The organism is Corynebacterium sp. UMB6689 (assembly GCF_030215295.1).
GTDB lineage: Bacteria > Actinomycetota > Actinomycetes > Mycobacteriales > Mycobacteriaceae > Corynebacterium > Corynebacterium aurimucosum.
Genome location: NZ_JASOLS010000320.1, coordinates 1 through 223 on the forward strand (window position 1 = coordinate 1; position 223 = coordinate 223).

Consider the following 223-nt stretch of genomic DNA (forward strand, 5'->3'; position numbering starts at 1 on the left):
ACCCTCTCCATCACTGATGACGCCACCACGATTGCCAACATGCGCGCCGTCTTAGAATCCACCAACACCACCGACCTCCTTCAAGCCGCCAACGACATCTTCTTCAAAGAAAGCACTGGATCCACACCCGCGGTGCGTACCCAAGTCATCGTCACATTAAATGAGTTGGACCAGATCATCAACGGCGAGGGTGATGAGATCGAGCTCAACCTGACTAACGGCG

General features: G+C 54.3%; 1 pseudogene. It reads left to right on the plus strand.

The features are described from left to right. Positions 1–223 (plus strand): annotated as a pseudogene (locus QP363_RS13660) (HNH endonuclease); the annotation flags it as partial.